Here is a 15,839-nt window from a genome sequence, read left to right as displayed (position 1 = left end):
ATTTGTTAGCGATGTAAAATTACTTACTAAAAGACTTGCATTAAGTTGTAAAATATAATGGTGATGCTCAAGAAGTCAAGAACATTCTTGTCGTGGAAGATGTTTATTTATAGGTGTTAAATAGGGGATAGAATGCGAGCGCTGAAATTGGATTTTTAGTGCTAAGGCAGGTTTTTGACATCATTGATCTGGGTAAGTTAGCTATCGAAGACTCTAAAATTATTATAGGCGTCGAGGGTATATTCAGATATGCCTTTATGATAATCAGATTTTATACAATCGCGATAGACAAATTGCGGGATATGTTTGCTATCAAATCTTTTTAATAACTCAATAGCTAGCGCATCAATGCATGCTTGATCTATGTTATTACCTGATATTGCTACGGTGAGCGGATTAATAATAACAATCAAAGATGAAGTGATATGCAGAAGTCTTTCAAATTCGGGAGTATGATGAGAGCTAGTATTCGTTTCGTTGCTTAAATTATCATAGAAGGGCAGTTTTGATACCTCCCCCGCAAATTGGCTAGCCCCGCGTAACATTTTCCCGGAAATAACCATGCCACAACCCGCGCAGTGTCTTGGAGGCATGAAAATATAAGCGATAGGATCATTTGTATCGCGGCAATCATTTCGGTAGAAGCCAAATGCAGTGTAATTCATATCATTGCCCACTTGGACAAAAATACCAAATTGGTTATTTAACTGCTCAGCAATATTTACTCCTTCTAAGTGAGTAATATCGCAAGTTAGGACTTTTCCATCAACTACAACACCAGGAAGGCCAAGACCTAATGCTTTGATGTTAGGGTGTTTGTTTATTATTTCTTTGATGTGGTTAATTAATTTATCTACAGTCAGATTATTATAAACTTCATTATACTCTTCAGTTTTTTTGCCATCGGCCGAGGTAAGATAAGACGAAATAACGCCGCTGTCATTTGTACCCTCAGCATAGACACTTAATATACTAAAGTAATTTGGATTATATATATAGCGTCTGGCTGGCCGACCACCGCGTGATTCATCGAGAGATTCCTCTATAACCTCTCCCTCAGCGCATAATTCATTCAGTATCGTGCCACAGGTTGCTAAACTTAACCCAGTTTGAGCGGATATATCGCTTTTAGTTGCAGATGCCAATGATTTTAATGTGCCAGTCACCAGCATGATATTTTTTTTCTTCATCTGTCTGGTAGTATTAATCAGCACTGTTGTCATTTTTTTCACTCATAATTTAGCTGGAAGAAATATAACATGTTCGTATTTATGAATAAATAATTATCATGGTCTTCGCCGGATGTTACAGTGCTTAAAATGAGAGATAAACCCCTTGTGCTTGTCGATAGATATTGACAACATTAATATAGCAGCACTTATCCCGAGATTTATCAGTAGGCTGTCATATTTTTCTACCCCAAAGCAGCGTTCAGTATGATAGGAATAAAGTTATGATAAAGATTATCTCGGTGAGAAATCATCCAGATTATAAAGATAAAGCTATTCATTACTTTCAAAGTAAGTGGGCCACAGAAGAAACCCAAATGCTTTATCAAGATAGCATTACGCATTGTATTGGTGCAAAAAAGCCGTTGCCGCAATGGTATTTGATGGAGCTCAATGCGGAGATTATTGGCTGTGCGGGCCTAATTACTAATGATTTTATCAGCCGGATGGATCTGTACCCTTGGTTGTGCGCGCTCTATATTGAAGAGAACTTTCGCGGGCATGCTTATGGTGAGTTGTTGATAAAGCACTTGGCTGACGAGGCCAAAAGTATCGGTTTCGATGAATTACATTTATGCACTGACCATATTGGTTTCTATGAAAAATACGGTTTTACTTTTACCGGGATGGGCTATCACCCATGGGGGGAGTCTTCACGAATTTACTCTCTGTCACTGATTTAATTTGAATAGTGAAATGAGCGAAAGGGGATTGCTGTGAGTATAAATAAGGTCACATTGCTACGGGTCTATGATGTTGAACCACCTTATCAGGCCAATACTTTCTTAGTTGACCGCTTATGGCCGCGTGGGATCAGTAAGGCTCGCCTGGAGGGGGTTGTATGGCTGAAAGAGGTCGCACCGGATAACGCGTTGCGACAATGGTTTCATCAGCATTTGGATTGGCCGGAATTTGTCATACGCTATCGTGCTCAGCTCAATAACTCTACGGCCTGGGAACCTTTGCTGGCGTTGTTGAAACAACAGCCAATCACGTTGTTATATGGCAGTCGTGATGAGCAAAATAACCAAGCAGTCGTTTTACGCGATTTTCTTCTCAGTAAACTGTAGTCCTTTAACTTTACTGACTATTGTGAGTCAATCGGTAGTGTACATTTCATTATTCAATAGTGGTTTGATATTAACCTTAACCGTACTCGCGTAAAACTCAGCCCGTAAGTTTTTTATCATCATACGGGCTGAATGCCTTCTATAACCTACTGGCTTTTGTTCATACAAATCACAGGTTGTACTGTTTTAGCTCCACTTTCTTTGACTGGCATATTTATGTGTTCTGCTGCGACCTCTCGGGCACGTTTACGTAAACTAAACCAGCCAACGACTAACAATACGGCGATGATAGGTAAAGTCGCAACGGTCCAGGTACCATTCGGATAGTCTAACGCCATCATAATTAAGACGCCGGCCAGGAAAAATAGGGTTAACCAAGATGTCACGGGAGCGCCAGGCATTTTGAAAGCGACAGGTTTGGCCGTGCCGTTTTTTATCGCCTGACGTAACTTCATCTGACACACAATAATGAATGCCCATGAGCTAATAATACCAAGCGACGCAATATTCAAAACAATCTCAAATACCTGTGATGGGACGAGAAAGTTGAGCACTACACCAAAAACATAGATGCCGACAGTGACCAGTATCCCGGCATAAGGGACCGATTGGGGGCTCATTTTGGACATGAATTTTGGTGCTGAACCGCCCATCGATAATGAACGTAGAATGCGGCCTGTAGAATACAGCCCCGAGTTCAGGCTGGAAAGAGCGGCTGATAGTACCACGATATTCATGATCGTGCCAATATAAGGAACGCCTAAGTTACTGAAAAATGTCACAAAGGGGCTTTGACCCGCCTGATAGGCATTCCAGGGCAATAAGCATACCAACAGAACCACTGAGCCGACATAAAACAGGCCAATACGTAGAATCACACTATTGATCGCTTTGGGTAGCATTTTCTCTGGGTCTTTGCACTCGCCAGCTGCGGTGCCGATTAACTCAATACCTGCAAAAGCAAATATAACTCCCTGAACTAATACCAGTGCGGGAAGTAACCCGTGGGGGAAGAATCCGCCATTATCAGTGATCAGATGCATACCGGACGAGTGTTCACCTACACTTTGGCCGGTTCCAAGAAAGACAACCCCGACGACCAGAAATATGGAGATGGCAGCCACTTTAATCAATGCAAACCAGAATTCCATCTCCGCAAACCATTTAACGCCAATCATATTCATGGTGGCGACAATTGAAAGTGCGCCTAATGCAAACAGCCATTGGGGTACATCAGAGAAGGTTCCCCAATAATGCATATAGAGAGCAACGGCGGTAATATCGACGATCCCAGTCATTGCCCAGTTGAGAAAATACATCCATCCAGCAACATAGGATGCCTTTTCGCCGAGAAACTCGCGAGCATAAGAGACAAAACTACCACTGGAAGGGCGGTGTAAAATTAATTCGCCGAGAGCTCTGAGAATGAAAAATGAGAAAACTCCGCATACTAAATAAACCAAGGCTAATGCTGGGCCTGCCATTTGCAGACGAGCACCTGTACCTAAAAATAGGCCGGTACCAATAGAACCGCCGATCGCTATCATTTGTATATGACGTCGGCCCATACTTTTGTGATAACCAGTATCATGAGAATCTAACCAGCGTTTTTTTGCGTCGTGATGGGTTTCTGCAGAGTGCTTTCCTGACATCATAGACATTCCCTATTTTCCTGTCTGTTGTGCAATCATCGTGAATGTATTACTGCAACCGATTGCTAAAGGTTAATGCATAAATAGCGTCTTAGCGCCTTCACTTGTTATGGCTTTGATCATGACTCTTGAATTATGGGAGGGCATGCTATCGTTTCTATCGTGATGAGGCAAAAAAATATTCACTTATAAATTATTTTTTTTGCGGTATTAACGGAGTCACTAATTGAATGGCTAAGGTTAATTTATAATCACACCACATGCTTCAATGTTTATGCATTTAGTGTGACTATTGATTGTTTTTAGAGCAACTCGTAACCGGTTGTTATGTAGGTGAATGCGGAGAGCTTGTTTTTTGCTATAAATAAATTCTGACTATTTTCTATCAATACTATTTTTAGCCTGACTTTATCTTTTATTACTATCATTTTGGATTAAATTATAGTTGATCTTAATTTTTTGCATCAGGTGAAGTATTTTATACAGATATTCTTTTTATATTCATGGTTTGTCTTTTCGGCACAAAGCACGTGCTTTAGTATCAGACCTATAAATATTTTAATCATGATCAATATACAGGATTGCCAATAAGGTATCACTCCTGGTGCTGATCACGTACTGAGTTGTATATGGGGGACCGCAAAGCCATAGCACTTAAGGCCGCGAATAGACAGGTTGTCATGAGCGAGAAATTTCGTACATGCAAAAATGTTTATAACTAAACCAAGACATTAATCTCGCTGTCTACAACTAAAAAAGCATAACAGAGAAAATTGATTACATTCAAATTTTTTAATTACAAAACACCGAGTTAAGTTAATTAAAATAAACCTGTCGAGATGCTCTCAAATGCAATAAGTATATCTGTGTCGCTTGTTCTTTTACTCAGAGTGGAGTGCTATCTTGAGGTTGAGTATTTACATCTTATGTTTTTATTATTGATGTTAATAATAATTTTTAGCGACAGGTCAATCGATTATTTCCTTAAATAGGTCGGTGATAAATAGCAAGTTTCTTCAGCTGACCACAATGTTCAATACGTTACCTCTTGTTCCTTAGGTGCTACCAACAGTAGGTCTAAAATGAAAAAAACAAATCAGGACATCACTCTTGCTTCCGACGAAGAGAACGATATGGCAGATAAGTCTTCCATCAAAACATTGATTGCCAACTTGAACCAAATGAATATAAATACGATGCCGATGGTTTTATTTATGACCATTTCGGCTATTGTGTTTATTTCGGCTTATGCCAGTTATCTACCCAAAAATATGATTGGTGGTTTGGCTGTTATTATGACAATGGGCTTTGTGTTATCCCATATTGGTCGCCATATTCCAGTATTAAAAGACATCGGTGGCCCAGCTATATTGTGTCTGATGGTGCCATCAGTGTTGGTCTACTTTGGTATTTTCCAAACCAATACGCTAGATACGGTTCACTTATTGATGAAGGAGGCGAACTTACTCTATTTTGTCATTGCCAGTCTGGTCGTTGGCAGTATTCTTGGCATGAATCGCGTGGTGCTCATTCAGGGGATGACGCGTATGTTTATCCCGCTGGTAGTGGGAACCATCACTGCTGTCGCTACCGGTTTACTGGTGGGTAAGTTATTTGGTTTCACCCTTTATCATACTTTTTTCTTTATTATTGTCCCTATTATCGGTGGGGGCATTGGTGAAGGTATCTTGCCGTTATCCTTGGCTTATTCGGCGATTCTCGGGCAAGCACCTGATGTTTATGTTGCACAGCTGGCTCCAGCGGCAGTAGTTGGAAACATTTTTGCTATCATCTGTGCCGGTGTGCTGTCTCGTATCGGCATGCGGCGTAAAGATCTGAATGGCGAGGGGATGTTAATTCGCTCAGCGCAAGACAACGCGGTGTTTACCTCGCAAGAAGGCCCAAAACAGGCTGATTTTCAGTTAATGGGTGGCGGGTTATTAATGACCTGTGCATTCTTCATTGTAGGCGGGTTATTTGAAAAGATTGTGCATATTCCTGGCCCGGTACTGATGATTTTGATTGCCGTAATGTGTAAATACGCACAGGTTATTCCATCAAAAATGGAGCAGGGCGCGCACAGCTGGTATAAATTTGTTTCTACTACGTTGGTCTGGCCTCTAATGATTGGCCTGGGGATGTTGTATGTTCCGTTAGAAAGTGTTGTCGCCGTATTCTCCGTTGGCTATGTTGTGGTCTGTGGGTCTGTTGTTTTATCAATGGCTGCCATCAGTTTCATTATTGCTCCCCATCTAAATATGTATCCCGTTGAGGCCTCTATTGTGACCAGCTGCCACAGTGGGCTAGGTGGGACAGGGGATGTTGCTATTCTTTCTGCCTCAAACCGGATGTCATTGATGCCATTTGCCCAGATAGCTACCCGTATTGGCGGTGCATCCACGGTCATTGGTGCCACATTGCTGTTAGGTTGGATAATTTAAACAAACATTTTAAGTAATAACATAATAAACGGCATTTTTTATTGGATGCCGTTTATTATTGAGAATTGAGCTCTTCTTGGTGTTAATACTATTGGCAATACTGCTTTAATACCTCCTGCTGGCTGGGCAAGAGTTTATAGAGATAAACCGGCCGTCCAGTTGCACCATACAGAACTTTAGTGCTGAGAACTTCAGTATCGGAAAGATAAATTAAATATTTACGGCAAGAAACACGTGAAATACCAATCGCATTTGCCATCTGCTCTGTCGAAAACTCTCCATCCTGCACTTCCAGAATCCATTCACATACAGTTCGTAGTGTTTGAGCTGTCAGCCCTTTTGGTAACTTTTTGCGCTCGATCGGAGCAGCATTACTGCGCCGCAATAAAGAATCGACATCTTCTTGTGCGCAATATTCACGCTGCCCTAGCAAACTCTGTTTTTCACGATAAGTCGACAGTGCTTCTTCAAAACGTGAGAATTGGAACGGCTTAATTAAGTAATCTACCACTCCGTATTGCAGTGCTTTTTTGATGGTATTCACATCAGTCGCAGATGAAATAACAATAACATCAGTATGCTCACTGAATTCACGTAGGACTGGCAGCAAATCTAACCCATTGTCCTGGCGCATGAAAACATCCAGCAGGACCAAGTGGATCGGCTGTTTCGCTGCCATCACATGTTCCCGGGCTTGCTGCAAACTAGAGACTGAGCCGCAGCAGTTGAAGCCCGTCACTTGGCTTAGATAACACTTGTTCAGCTCAGCTACCATTGCATCATCATCTACTATTAATACATTAATCATGATTTACCGCGCTGATGTTGTTTGAATAATTATCACTGGAAGTCATATTATTTGAGGTTACATCGTAGGGAAGGTTGATAAAGAATTGGGTAAAAACACCCGCTTCGGAATCGAACTCAATATTGCCACCAATACTCTCCAAGCTCTGGCGAACCAGGCTCAAACCGATGCCGTGTTCATTTCCTTTCGTGGAAAAACCATTATCAAAAATACTGTCTTGTAACTCGGTTGCAATACCCGGCCCATCATCACTGACAACGCAATGGACTCTGCCATTTTGATAATGGAAGCTGACATTAATTTCTCGTTGAGACTGGTTGCCAATAGCTTCCATGGCATTCTCAATCAGATTACCCAAAACTGTAATCAAGGTGGTCGTTATTTGCTCATTATCGGTATCGGGCAACAAGCTATCGTCACTGATGGATAACGTGATGCCCAAATCACGTGCCCGATTGATTTTCCCCAGCAGGAAACCGGCAATGACTGGGGATTTTACTTTGCGCAGTAGAGAGCCAATTTCCGCCTGATAATTATTTGATGTTTTGACAATATAATCTTCAAGTTGCTGATAATACTTCATATGCAATAAACCCAAAATCACATGGAGTTTATTCATAAATTCGTGTGACTGTGTTCGTAAGGCATCGGCATAATGTACCATGCCGGTCAGGCGTTGCATCAATTGACTCACTTCGGTTTTATCGCGGAAAGTGGCGATTGCGCCGATAATATCGCCTTTTACCATTACGGGAACAGTATTGGTCAGTAATATGCTGCCATTAAAGTTTATTTCTTCATCGCGTCGGGCAATCCCGGTTTCCAAGACCTGCTCTAAATACAAACGCACAGGCCAATACTTGCTGGCGCTACTGAGTAATAAATTTTCCATCGGCCCACTTTGTTTAAATAAGCGCTTCGCCTCATGATTTACTACGGTAATGCGCGAGTTCGCATCAACTGCGATGACGCCTTCTTTAATGGATTGCAGCATGGCGTTACGTTGTTCAAATAAGTTGGAGATCTCGTAGGGTTCGAAACCCAACATAATTCTTTTCAGTGCTTTGACTAAAAACCAGGTGCCGAGTGATCCAATCAGCGCTCCAAATAATATGGTCCAGGGAATCGTCCAGCGGGTTTCACTGACAACCGAGGCAATGCTAGTAAGAGAAATCCCAATCGCGACAACACCTATTTGTTTGCCGTGAGGCTCATAAACAGGAATGAAAATACGCAATGCTCTTTCCAGTACACCTCGGTTTATCGCGCTGTTTTCTTTGCCTTGTAGCGCTGGTTCTAAATCATTGCCGATAAAATGTTGTCCGATCATCTCTGGATTAGGATGTGAATAGCGAATGCCGTTCATATCAGTCACAACAATAAATAGCAGGTTATTCGCTTTCTGAACTTGGCTGGTATAGGCCTGAATTCGTTTCCCGGCTTCAGGATCAGTTAATCCGTGAATGATGGTGGGCGAAAAAGAGAGTGACCGAGCGACGGCAACTGCTTTGTCTTGCAAACCCTCTTGGGCCATCTTGCTAAGTTGAACGAAGAACAGCGTGTGAACCACCAATAACACGGAGATAATCACCGCAGAAACCATTAGAGTGATAGACGTGCTGAGTCGTAACGGCACTTTTTGCTTTCCAGCCGTTGATGCATTGTTCATGTCATGCTCCAGAAACACCGGCCTGTGTGATTCTCAGATATCCAGATTGATGAGATGGGTGCGCTGTATCAATAGTTGCAAACGAAAAAGGATACAAACGAAGTTGCCCTGTAGTTTACGCTGTTTATTTATTAGGGTGCTAATACTTGGGGTTACTTTAGCTACATAACTATTTATATAGTTATCAATCTTGCCCATGGGCGTTTTTTTTTGCTGTGAGGGAATGACTGTTTTTAAGCTTATGTACACCAGTGAGTGAGGCGCTGGCGGCACTGCCAGTGTGGATGCTCAACGTGATATTGTTTGGCATTAAAATATGTCTATCAATGTATAGCATTTATTTAAATGGCTCGTTATCGATAATAATTTATTATTATATCGGATTAATGCTAGCTGACATGTTTATCTGCTGTTTGTCATTATCTAACTCTTCATAAAACCTTCATGCCTTATCGTTATTACGATGATATTGCAACAATTCTGATGATTTTTCTCTGTAAAAACATAAGTAAACTATTCAAAAACAACTGATATACAGTTTTCTAAACCTAAGATATCTTACTCTAAGAATTTCATGAGTAATTCATAAATCCAAAGGTTAAAGAAGCGCAAATCATTATTACTATTTCATATAAACTAAAAGTATAAGTATTTCTGCTGCTTAAAATAAGCCTTATAGGCAAAAGAAAGACAATAATATAAACAGAAGTTAAACGGGAGGTAACTATATGCCTACAGATGATAGCAAAAATAGAATTATCGACTACGTATCCACCGGGCATCTGCCGGATCCCGAGACTGTGGTCAAATTGGTGAAAGAAGCCCACAAACGGTTTAGCACTGATAATGAAGGTGTCGTTTCGACGGTTTATCCTGCATTAGAACGCATCCCTTCTAATCTATTTGGCGTCTGCATGGTTGGTACTAACGGTAAAGTGCATTCAGCCGGTGATGTAGATTATGAATTTACTATCATGAGTGTCTCCAAACCTTTTGTTTTTGCTCTGGTCTGCCAGGCCATAGGTGCGAAAGTCGCCCGTGAAAAACTGGGGGTGAATAGTACGGGTATGGCATTTAACTCAGTGACTGCCATTGAACGGGCTCCTGATGGGCGTACTAATCCTATGGTGAACTCCGGTGCTATCGCCACGACCAGCTTGGTACCCGGTGCCAACAGTGATGAGCAGTGGAAATTCATTTATGACGGTTTGTGCCGTTTTGCTGGTCGTGAGCTGACTCTTAACGAAGAAGTGTATCAATCTGCATGTGAAACCAATTTTCGCAACCGTGGCATAGCCAATGTGCTGGAAGGTTATGGTCGTCTGGGGTGTGATCCCCTTATCGCAACCGATCTCTATACGCGCCAGTGTTCACTGAATGTCAGTGCCCGGGACTTAGCTGTCATGGGCGCGACACTGGCAGACGGGGGCGTCAATCCACTGACCCGCGAGCGCGTGGTAGATAATGATGTTTGCCATTACGCATTAGCAGTAATGGTAACTGCTGGGTTGTACGAAACATCTGGGGACTGGCTTTATGATATCGGCCTTCCTGGGAAAAGCGGTATTGGTGGCGGTATTGTCACAGTGTCACCAGGTAAAGGTGGGTTGGGGACTTTTGCCCCGTTACTGGATAGCGCTGGTAATAGTGTTAAAGGTCAACTGGCCGCGCGGTTCTTATCACGTAGTCTTGGGATGGACATGTTTGTTTCTGAGCCTTATACCGAAAAGAGTTGAGACGTGAGAGTCAGGTAAAGCTCAAAAAATCGGTCATGTGGCGACAGACGTGCTTTGTAAAACCGGATTGAGCTTAAAACAATATTTTTTCAAAAGGATAAAGATATTTATGGCGAATCAATCAACTCACCGAGCAGGTGCGGATGTTAAAGAGTCTTGGGTACCGATGATCACCATCGCATTGGCCCAGATTCTGATGTCATTTAACGTTGCCTCCCTGCCGGTAGCGTTAGGCGGTATGGTCAAAAGCTTTAATGTGCCACCAACGACGATTGCAACGGCGATCGTGATGTACTCACTCTCTGTTGCTGGTTTCGTTATGTTGGGTGCCAAACTCAACCAACGTTTCGGGCCGCTGGTGGTATTCCGTAGTACTGTTCTGTTGTTTGGTATCGCGCAGGTCATGATGACATTTAGCCCGAATGTGACCGTGATGATCAGTGCCCAGGCATTAAGTGGTCTGGCGGGAGCAGCGTTGGTTCCTGCACTGGTGGCCTTGATTGCTGAAAACTATCGCGGCACGCAACAAGCTACGGCGCTCGGTGCATTAGGCTCAGCACGTGCCGGTGCCGGTGTGGCGGCATTCCTGATTGGTGGTGTTCTGGGAACATACATCGGCTGGCGTCCCGCATTTGGCATCTTGATTGTGTTGTCTGCAATTATCTTTGTATTGAGCTTCCGCTTGAAGTCTGACCAAGGCCGCCCGGAAGTTGGTATCGATTTGTTCGGTGTTATTTTGGCAGCGTCGGCGATTATTCTGCTGTCATTTGGCTTTAACAACCTGAACCGCTGGGGCTTCGGTCTGGTTCGTGATGGCGCGCCATTCGACCTGCTGGGTTTTTCTCCTGCACCTTTCATGATTGTGCTGGGTATCGTGTTGGGGCAGGCGTTTGTCGTCTGGACTCGCCGTCGCCAAGAACAAGGCAAAACGCCTTTATTGGCACTGGAAGTGCTGAGCTCACCGACTGAAAAAGCAGCTGTATTTGCTATGTTTGCGGTGGTTGCACTGGAAGCTATGCTGAACTTTTCGGTTCCGCTGTATATCCAGATAGTGCAGGGCAGTACCCCGTTGGCGACGGCGATTGCCATGATGCCATTTAACTTATCGGTGTTCTTCTCAGCGATGTTGATTGTTCGTTTCTATAAGAAGCTGACCCCACGCAAAATTGGCCGTTATGGTTTCATCACCTGTACCATCGCTCTGTTGTGGCTGGCATTTGTGGTGCGCAATAACTGGAGTGAATTTGCTGTAATGTTTGGTTTAGTGGTGTTTGGCCTGGCTCAGGGTGCATTAGTAACTTTATTGTTCAACGTATTGGTCAGTGCCTCGCCGAAAAAATTGGCCGGTGATGTTGGCTCATTACGTGGTACCACGAATAACCTGGCAAATGCCATAGGTACTGCTGTAGCTGGCGCGTTACTGGTTGGTTTGCTCAGCGCTAACGTGATACGTGGCGTGGCTGAAACGCCAATTCTGACGCCAGAAATTCAGGCGCAAGTGAATATGGACAGCATCAACTTCGTGAGTAATGACCGCCTGCAAGGTGTGTTGGCGCAAACCACTGCGACACCTGAGCAGGTCGCGGAAGCGGTGCGAGTCAATGAAGAAGCCCGTCTTCGTTCGCTGAAATTTGGCTTATTGATTATGGCGTTGTTATCACTACTGGCTATCTTCCCGGCGGGACGTTTGCCTAATTATCTGCCAGGGGAATTACCTGCGGATAATCTGGTTAAAAAAACCGGTAAGTAAGCTGAGCTATCATCGGCAGTAAAAAGAAACTGACTATCTATCATGAACTGACAGTGTGCCGCGAATACGGGCCCTGTCAGTTTTTTTAGCCGAAACACTCATTCAATCATGTCGTTTTTATCTCAGCACTGTAATAGCAGAAAACTGCAAATGATGCATAAATTCGCGTAAAATCAGCAAACGTGCAGCAAATTCATTATCTGCGGGAATTCCTTCCGATGCAGCCGGTCTACCCATCATGACGGCTGCCAGTCGGTCAAACATCCGCTCAACAGACTCCAGTGACATAATAATTTCCGCTTGTATGGATAAGCCCGCAAGATGTGCAATCTCTGAAATATAACCATCGGTGGTAATCAGTTGTGAGGTTTTATCCACCGTCGAGCTGATGCGAATAACTTCATCTTCCACCACCATAATGGCGGTTTCCATCTCATCTGGCGTGGGGGGATTATGTTTGAAATAACTCAAAGCAACATGATTAGAGCCAACAGTAAGACGCTGTTCAGTGAAAACCATGCCAGAGCTACCCATGACCACAGTTGTCGATTCATGGCCGATAGATAGCAAAGTTATCAAAGAATTATCACCGATAATTGCGCGAACCTGTTCATATTCCGTTTGAATGTGACTCATCACCAAACCGCCTTATTCATTGCTGTTACTCGCTCTAATCTTGCGAGGCATTTCGCATTTTTAAACAAAAATTCAAAAGACTAAATATATTTTGATACGGATCAAGACACATTTCCGTTGTTTAGTGTTAATGTTAATAAATCTCATTATCAACTTCATGTGCGTCACTCATTATGCGAATTTGGCACAAGCTTTTCCTGCTTTGCTGTTGTTGGTGGCTATCCAGCTCTTTAGCTTGGGCGACTCCAGATTATCAGCAGTGGGTCAATGATATCCAATCCCGTCTTGATAAAACCTCGCAGTTATACCAACAGCAGAAAAATGATGAGGCCCGCACCACGGTGCAAATGGCCTATTTTGAAGTATTTGAAAATCTGGAAGGCCCGATTCGGATCAATATTTCGGCGCAGAAAAGTTATCAGATGGAAGCCGCTTTTGGTGAAATCCGCCGCATGATCGGTGAGGGGAAACCCCAAGTTGAGGTTGATAATAAAATTAATTGGCTTAAAGGTGAGTTGACTGGCGTCCTGCCGATTTTGACTGATGGCCATAAGCTTACCGCTGAACAGCAACATGCAACCTATGAAAATAGCGACATTGCTGTTTACTGGCAGCAAAGTTTCAAGATTATCGATGACTTATTAGCGCAGGCTATTAGTGAATATCAAGAAGGTAAATTCGCCGCTGCTAGCCAAAGTGTGCAACAGGCGCACTATTTGGGGTTTAAAAACTCTGAAATGGAGATGTCAGTGCGTGGTAATCGCTCTGCACAACAAGCAGCGGCGATTAACCAACAATTTACTGCTCTCATCGATTTAACTCGCAAACCTGACCAACTAACCGAAGTCGCCTATCGTATCACGGGATTACTTCAAACTATAGAAGACATATTGCCGGGCTTACCGACGACCCGCGAACAGCAGCCAGTTACCGCAGATCAACCAGCATCAGGACGACCTTCTGAATCAAATGCCAATTCTGATGGACAGGCTAATGCCGATTGGGCTGCTGTTTCCCGCAAAATAAATCAGGCTATTAGCGAAGCTATCAGCCAGTACCAGAGTGGGCAAACCACGCCAGCAATGATGGCCGTTCAGGATACTTATTTTGATTTATTCGAAGCCAGCGGTATGGAGAATAAAGTTGGCTCGCGTGATGCTGCGTTTAAATCAACATTAGAGGGCCATTTCACCCGCTTAGTCAGCTTGATGAAAGCTGGCCAGCCACTAGAACAGCTACAAATAGAAGCCGCGGCCTTGAAAAAAGATCTGGCCAGCGCGGTGGAGATGCTCGGTGGCGGGGATGAAACTGATTGGAGTTTGTTCATCTATAGCTTGCTGATCATTGTCCGCGAAGGGTTGGAAGCCCTGCTGATTGTGGCGGCTATCGTCGCTTATCTGGTGAAAAATAATCATCAGGACAAGTTACCACTGATTCGCCAATCGGTGGTGGTGGCTTTAATTGCCAGTGTGTTAACAGCCTTTGTCTTCCAGTGGCTATTTGCAAACTCAGGGCAAAGCCGAGAGTTATTAGAAGGTTTCACCATGATGATTGCTGTGGTGATGCTGTTCTCCATGAGTTATTGGTTGCTATCAAAAACGGAAGCGCGCCAATGGAAAGCCTATTTGGAGGGGAAATTCTCCAAGTCACTCAGCAGTGGCTCAATGATAGGGCTATGGCTAACCAGTTTCCTGGCGGTGTACCGCGAAGGGGCTGAAACCGTTCTGTTCTATCTCGCACTGATGGGCGACGCCAATACAACTAGCGGTCATCTGTCGATTTTGGCCGGTTTTGGTATCGGTTGTGTCATCTTGCTGGTGGCTTATCTAGTCATGCGTTTTACAGTCGTCAAGTTACCACTTAAACCGTTCTTTATGTTTACCGGTGGTTTTATGTACCTGATGGCATTTGTATTTGCTGGTAAGAGTGTTCTTGAGTTGATTGAAGGCAAATTGTTTGAGCCAACACTGCTACCTGGCGTACCTGAAATTAGTTGGTTGGGGATCTATCCGTATTTGGAGACATTGATTCCTCAAGGAATATTGCTGATTGCTGCGCTGGTTGCCTTGTGGGTAATGCAGCGGCGGGGGCGAGTTATTCCGGCTTAGTAATATCTCAGTATGACGGCCCGGCATGATGCCGGTATGAATAACAAACTGTACTTATCATTTGATACCTGAGGGTGTGTTATATGACTATCAAGAAAACGATTATTGCCAGCAGCATCATTGCCAGTATTTTTACAGCACCTACCGCTTTTGCTTTTAAAGAGTATCCTGCGGGCGAACCTATCAAAATTAATGATATGGAAATTGCTGCGGTTTATTTGCAACCGATTGATATGGAACCTCGTGGCATGGGCTTGCCTGCCGCGAAAGCTGATATCCATCTGGAGGCGGATATTCATGCTACTGAAGGTAATAAAAATGGTTTTGGTGCCGGTGAATGGATGCCATACCTGACTATCGCTTATACCCTGGTAAATACAGACACTGGCGCTAAACAAGAAGGCACATTTATGCCTATGGTTGCCAGTGATGGCCCACATTATGGCGCTAATATCAAAATGATGGGCGTAGGTAATTATAAAGTTACCTATCATATCAGTGAGCCATCCAAAGCGGGTTTGCATCGCCATACCGACAGCGAAACCGGTGTTGGTCGCTGGTGGAAACCTTTTGATGTGAGTTATGACTTTAAATATACCGGCCTGAATTGATAGAACCGGCCGCGATGACGCATCGTTGTCGCGGCTTTTCTTTATGATAAATGGTCAGATAATGGGTGTTATCAGTTTCCTGTAAGGTCAGCAGTGATAACTGGCAGGTGTTGTGATTCCTCCAAGGTG

General features: G+C 43.5%; 12 protein-coding genes. 7 read left to right on the top strand and 5 right to left on the bottom strand.

Annotated features, from left to right (window positions below; translation table 11 throughout):
• Positions 1 to 197: 197 nt before the first annotated feature.
• Positions 198 to 1,223: an ROK family protein gene (locus tag ACF3VQ_RS12090; RefSeq protein ID WP_392431126.1), complete on the bottom strand. Its 1,026-nt coding sequence runs from the start codon at positions 1,221 to 1,223 to the stop codon at positions 198 to 200.
• 230 nt (positions 1,224 to 1,453) lie between these two features.
• Between ACF3VQ_RS12090 and ACF3VQ_RS12085 the strand changes: the two genes are divergently transcribed.
• Together ACF3VQ_RS12085 and ACF3VQ_RS12080 are read left to right on the top strand one after the other, a co-directional pair.
• The gene (locus ACF3VQ_RS12085) at positions 1,454 to 1,912 is read left to right on the top strand and encodes a GNAT family N-acetyltransferase (RefSeq protein WP_392431124.1); all 459 of its coding nucleotides are present in this window, start codon (positions 1,454 to 1,456) and stop codon (positions 1,910 to 1,912) included.
• A 33-nt stretch (positions 1,913 to 1,945) separates the two neighbouring features.
• Positions 1,946 to 2,299: a DUF488 domain-containing protein gene (locus tag ACF3VQ_RS12080; RefSeq protein WP_392431122.1), complete on the top strand. Its 354-nt coding sequence runs from the start codon at positions 1,946 to 1,948 to the stop codon at positions 2,297 to 2,299.
• Positions 2,300 to 2,445: 146 nt separating this feature from the next.
• On the opposite strand, the gene ansP is transcribed toward ACF3VQ_RS12080, so the two are convergent.
• Positions 2,446 to 3,960: an L-asparagine permease gene (gene ansP / locus ACF3VQ_RS12075; RefSeq protein ID WP_392431120.1), complete on the bottom strand. Its 1,515-nt coding sequence runs from the start codon at positions 3,958 to 3,960 to the stop codon at positions 2,446 to 2,448.
• Positions 3,961 to 5,033: 1,073 nt separating this feature from the next.
• On the opposite strand from ansP, the gene ACF3VQ_RS12070 reads away from it, so the two are divergent.
• Entirely contained in the window at positions 5,034 to 6,392 is a 1,359-nt protein-coding gene (locus ACF3VQ_RS12070; protein ID WP_392431118.1) for a 2-hydroxycarboxylate transporter family protein, read from the top strand.
• A gap of 88 nt (positions 6,393 to 6,480) precedes the next feature.
• On the opposite strand, the gene dcuR is transcribed toward ACF3VQ_RS12070, so the two are convergent.
• Positions 6,481 to 7,200 carry a two-component system response regulator DcuR gene (gene dcuR / locus ACF3VQ_RS12065; protein ID WP_392431116.1) on the bottom strand — a complete coding sequence of 240 codons (720 nt, stop codon included), beginning with the start codon at positions 7,198 to 7,200 and terminating at the stop codon, positions 6,481 to 6,483.
• Entirely contained in the window at positions 7,193 to 8,869 is a 1,677-nt protein-coding gene (locus tag ACF3VQ_RS12060; protein ID WP_392431114.1) for a sensor histidine kinase, read from the bottom strand. The genes dcuR and ACF3VQ_RS12060 overlap by 8 nt, the downstream gene beginning before the upstream one ends.
• Positions 8,870 to 9,597: 728 nt before the next feature.
• Between ACF3VQ_RS12060 and glsA the strand changes: the two genes are divergently transcribed.
• Together glsA and ACF3VQ_RS12050 are read left to right on the top strand one after the other, a co-directional pair.
• Positions 9,598 to 10,605: a glutaminase A gene (gene glsA, locus ACF3VQ_RS12055; protein WP_392431112.1), complete on the top strand. Its 1,008-nt coding sequence runs from the start codon at positions 9,598 to 9,600 to the stop codon at positions 10,603 to 10,605.
• Positions 10,606 to 10,714: 109 nt separating this feature from the next.
• Entirely contained in the window at positions 10,715 to 12,355 is a 1,641-nt protein-coding gene (locus tag ACF3VQ_RS12050) for an MFS transporter (RefSeq protein WP_392431110.1), read from the top strand.
• Between the two features lie 117 nt (positions 12,356 to 12,472).
• Here ACF3VQ_RS12050 and ACF3VQ_RS12045 read toward each other — a convergent pair whose 3' ends face one another.
• Entirely contained in the window at positions 12,473 to 12,991 is a 519-nt protein-coding gene (locus ACF3VQ_RS12045) for a hypothetical protein (protein WP_392431108.1), read from the bottom strand.
• Between the two features lie 173 nt (positions 12,992 to 13,164).
• On the opposite strand from ACF3VQ_RS12045, the gene ACF3VQ_RS12040 reads away from it, so the two are divergent.
• Together ACF3VQ_RS12040 and ACF3VQ_RS12035 are read left to right on the top strand one after the other, a co-directional pair.
• Positions 13,165 to 15,099 (top strand): FTR1 family protein, encoded by a 1,935-nt coding sequence (locus ACF3VQ_RS12040; protein WP_392431106.1) that lies wholly within the window; start codon positions 13,165 to 13,167, stop codon positions 15,097 to 15,099.
• A gap of 83 nt (positions 15,100 to 15,182) precedes the next feature.
• Positions 15,183 to 15,710 (top strand): iron transporter, encoded by a 528-nt coding sequence (locus ACF3VQ_RS12035; RefSeq protein ID WP_392431105.1) that lies wholly within the window; start codon positions 15,183 to 15,185, stop codon positions 15,708 to 15,710.
• Positions 15,711 to 15,839 lie beyond the last annotated feature (129 nt).

The sequence above is a fragment of the Yersinia fenwicki genome (assembly GCF_043099325.1).
Taxonomy (GTDB): Bacteria; Pseudomonadota; Gammaproteobacteria; order Enterobacterales; family Enterobacteriaceae; genus Yersinia.
This window is presented reverse-complemented; position numbering and strand designations above follow the sequence as displayed.